The organism is Alteromonas sp. LOR (genome assembly GCF_000753865.1).
GTDB lineage: Bacteria > Pseudomonadota > Gammaproteobacteria > Enterobacterales > Alteromonadaceae > Alteromonas.
Map to the genome: position 1 here is coordinate 1 of NZ_JQFW01000017.1, position 3,702 is coordinate 3,702.

Below are 3,702 nucleotides of genomic sequence, written 5' to 3' on the forward strand. Positions count from 1 at the left end.
TTAGCCCGCTAGACCTTCAACCATTCGCCTTGTCTAAATAGCTCACAGACCGCTGCAAAAATGTACAGCAAAGATCAATACGCCCTAGATTTAGGCGTTATTCTCCACCACAGTTTTTAAATTCTCTAAACCCATTGCGAAATCTGGGCCTATCATGCCGTCTATAAATAAAACAAACAGCTTATTAATCGGGTTGTTATCCACCGTGCCCTCATCGCGCCAAGTCACGCGGCTACCATTGCCTGTGGCTTCAATTTCTACAACACCGCTCGACCCCATATCCATTTCTGGAAAATAAAGCGTGTAACCCACCTTGCTGTTGTGCTCTAGTTGAACAATCTCCATTTCACCATCGCCTTCGGTATCGCTTTTCCACTCAAGTCGCATGCCGATAGCACGATCCGGTCCTGCATAGGAAAGTTCCATATTGGGGTCTCGTTTAAACCACACTCCCCATTTTTCCCATTGCTTTAAATTTACTACGTATGGGTATACGTCTGACGTTTCAGCATCAATGATGATACTGCGTTCCACGGTATATTGTTGAGGCATAAAGAAACTGCTGACAATCACAAGGACAATTAGCCCGCTCACAGTAAACAATAACTTTTTTAACACACCCATGTTTTACTCCTCTTTAATCACCGGCACCAAAATATAACATTTAATTAACAAATGTCATTGTGCATTTGTATAAAAACCCTTTTTAACGAAAAAGTAATTCGTCTCTGTTGGTAAACCAATCATCTATTCGCACTGAGGAACCTACATAGGGCGCGTTTGCTTAGTATGGTCTATAAAATGATTTTTTTTTAAAAACAGCACCTGTTAATTCAACCGCCACCTACGTGCAGCTCTCTATGAAATGCGTTGAGCAGAAAGTATAAATGTGAACCCTTAGCGGAATTCTAGAGTCTCTTGGTCAAAATAAAATTGCATTGTTCTTGCTGCAAAGGCGCGGCACAGACAGCGGGTGCTTAACGTATTATTTTATAAATATGCTCTTTTTGGCGAACACATTTTTCTTATATGCTCAACGAAACAAAAGAAAGCGCTATCATTGCCCTAAATGTTAATAAAAAAGTGATGTAAAGTTATGAAATCAACCTATTATTTTTACAGGTGTTCTGTAATATGAGAGTAAGTAAGTCCACGTATCTATCAAGGCGTGAGAACAAGGGATTTAATAATCAAAGAGCGCATTCAGCCGTGTTAATAGCGATATAACGCAGTTCAAGAGATTTATCATCGTGTTAAATCGGCACCATTTATAAACAGGAGTTGTTAAGAAATGACTGATCGGAGTTCTCGTTACATAAGCAACCTTACTCGTGATACTTATGCGTTGATTCTAGCTGGTGGTAAAGGCTCTAGGTTACACGAGCTCACAGAATGGAGAGCAAAACCTGCACTGTATTTTGGTGGTAAATTCAGAATTATTGATTTTCCTTTATCAAATTGTATTAACTCAGGAATAAAGCGCGTTGGCGTAGTAACGCAATACAAATCACACTCTCTTATTCGCCATCTTGTTCGCGGTTGGGGTCACTTTAAAAGAGAGTTAGGTGAATCTGTAGAAATTCTTCCAGCCTCTCAGCGCTTTTCAGATAATTGGTATGAAGGTACCGCAGACGCGGTGTTTCAAAATATCGACATCATAAGGGATGAACTCCCCAAGTATGTCATGATTTTATCTGGTGACCATATTTATCGCATGGATTACGGCGACATGCTGGCTAAACACGTTGAGTCTGGCGCAAAAATGACCGTGTCGTGCATGTCTGTACCTATTGAGGAGGCTGCTGGCTCGTTCGGTGTTATGTCGGTAGACGAGTCATACCGTATAAACGGTTTTGAAGAAAAACCGGAACACCCTACTCCGCTTCCTCACGACGATACTCGCTGCCTGGCATCAATGGGCAATTATGTTTTTGATACTGAGTTTTTATTCGAACAGCTGCGTGTAGATTCTAAGAACAGAGGCTCTCAGCGAGACTTTGGTAAAGATATCATTCCTTCCATTATTGAAGAGCACTTGGTTCATGCGTTTCCCTTTGAAGCCGATAACGGTGAGAAAGCGTATTGGCGAGATGTGGGTACACTTGACTCATTCTGGGACGCTAACATGGAAATGGTATCACCGGTTCCGCAGCTAAACCTTTATGACAAAAAATGGCCTATTTGGACTTATCAAGAACAACTGCCACCAGCGAAGTTTGTGTGGGAAGACGAAGATAGACGAGGCGAAGCCATCAACTCAGTGGTGTCTGGCGGCTGTATTATCTCTGGTTCCACCCTGCGAAACTCAATCTGCTTTTCAAATGTTCGCGTGCACTCATATGGACTGATTGAAGATGCAGTCATACTGCCTGGCGTTGAAATTATGCGCGGGTGCAAATTGAGAAAGGTAATCATAGACAGAGGCTGTGTTATCCCTGAAGGCACTGTCATTGGCTATGACCATGACGAGGACCGTGCCAGAGGATTCCGAGTATCAGAAAAAGGCGTAGTCCTTGTTACTCGTGAAATGTTAGGTCAACATGTAGGCGCGTACTAAGCGCCTAGCAATTTAACTATACCCTCGTTTACGAAGCATTCCATTGTTGTAAGGTGGTAGCAATAAATTTAGCTACCGCCTCTGGATGCTCTAGCGGAAACATATGCCCCCCTTCAAGCTCAGTGTGCGTTATTGCGTTATGCTGAAGTAATCGAGAATACATTTCTGGTCTGCATACCTTGCTTTTTGTACCGGTAACTAACACTGCCGGACACTTAAGCTTTCCTTTGTACTTTCCTAGATTATGGGGCACGTTTCGAAACAGCGCCGCTTCCACATCGGCTTTAAACGTTAATGAAATACTGTCCGGCTTATTTGCTGTAACGGCATTAACGTAATCTCTTACGCAGCGTTTATCCATATCTCTAAATAAGGCTTTTCCATGAAAGTAAGCCACCATATCGGTATTAGCGGGCCACTGTGTGTTTCTTGTTTGAGCTAACTTTGCCGGGGTTAATTTGTTGATCAATGGCGTGTACTTGGCCAATCTAAAAAAGTGGCTCATTGGCCCCACAACTAAGGGAGGGTCTAATAATATTAGGCCTCTAAATAATTCCGGCGCCTCACATGCGGCCATGTACGATATTACCGCACCAAAAGAGTGACCAACCGCGAATACACCGCGCTCGTCCTTATTCTCAGCCCTTATATGGCGAATAAGTTCTTGTACCTGATTGCGCCAGTTACCGTTTACGGGAAGCTTTGGATCGTGACCGAAGCGCTCAACATGTAAACGATTAAAGTTGTTTGGCAATTCTGAAAATAGGGTATTGTAGCTTCCCGCTGGAAAGCCATTGGCATGGGCGAAGTGAAAACTTAACTCTGCTGATGACACCGTGTCACTCCTGAACCTGATAAAAAGACTTCAAAATAAAAGGGGCCTACAGCCTAATGCCAGTCAGTTAAGCTGACTGGCATTTTTCTTTTTAGTAGGGTACTTACTAGGTTTGGGTTTGACGCACCGAGGGTATAACCTGTCTTCTCGCCTTGTTGGAAGCTCATAGTAAGTCAGTTGGTTTATGAGGTTTTCATACAACACGGGCAGTTTTCCAGGGCTAGTGAGCACCGTCGTTAGTAGGAATGCCACGACCGCGCTTGAGCATCCGCTGAAGCTGAGCTGATTTGGCCAGATGCCTTTGCGCGTT

General features: G+C 43.4%; 3 protein-coding genes. 1 reads left to right on the forward strand and 2 read right to left on the reverse strand.

Annotated elements, in window-relative coordinates:
* Nucleotides 1-90: 90 nt before the first annotated feature.
* Nucleotides 91-624 carry an SRPBCC family protein gene (locus tag JV36_RS0108920; protein ID WP_032096868.1) on the reverse strand — a complete coding sequence of 178 codons (534 nt, stop codon included), beginning with the start codon at nucleotides 622-624 and terminating at the stop codon, nucleotides 91-93.
* Between the two features lie 667 nt (nucleotides 625-1,291).
* Between JV36_RS0108920 and glgC the strand changes: the two genes are divergently transcribed.
* Nucleotides 1,292-2,557, forward strand: a complete 1,266-nt coding sequence (glgC, locus tag JV36_RS0108925; protein ID WP_032096867.1) for a glucose-1-phosphate adenylyltransferase — start codon at nucleotides 1,292-1,294, stop codon at nucleotides 2,555-2,557.
* A gap of 28 nt (nucleotides 2,558-2,585) precedes the next feature.
* On the opposite strand, the gene JV36_RS0108930 is transcribed toward glgC, so the two are convergent.
* Complete coding sequence (locus JV36_RS0108930; protein ID WP_032096866.1) at nucleotides 2,586-3,392, reverse strand: alpha/beta fold hydrolase; 807 nt, start codon at nucleotides 3,390-3,392, stop codon at nucleotides 2,586-2,588.
* Nucleotides 3,393-3,702: the final 310 nt, after the last annotated feature.

Coding starts and splice junctions, on each gene's coding strand:
- glgC (WP_032096867.1), top strand. CDS start 1,292: ATGACTGATCGGAGTTCTCGTTACATAAGCAACCTTACTCGTGATACT.
- JV36_RS0108920 (WP_032096868.1), bottom strand. CDS start 624: ATGGGTGTGTTAAAAAAGTTATTGTTTACTGTGAGCGGGCTAATTGTC.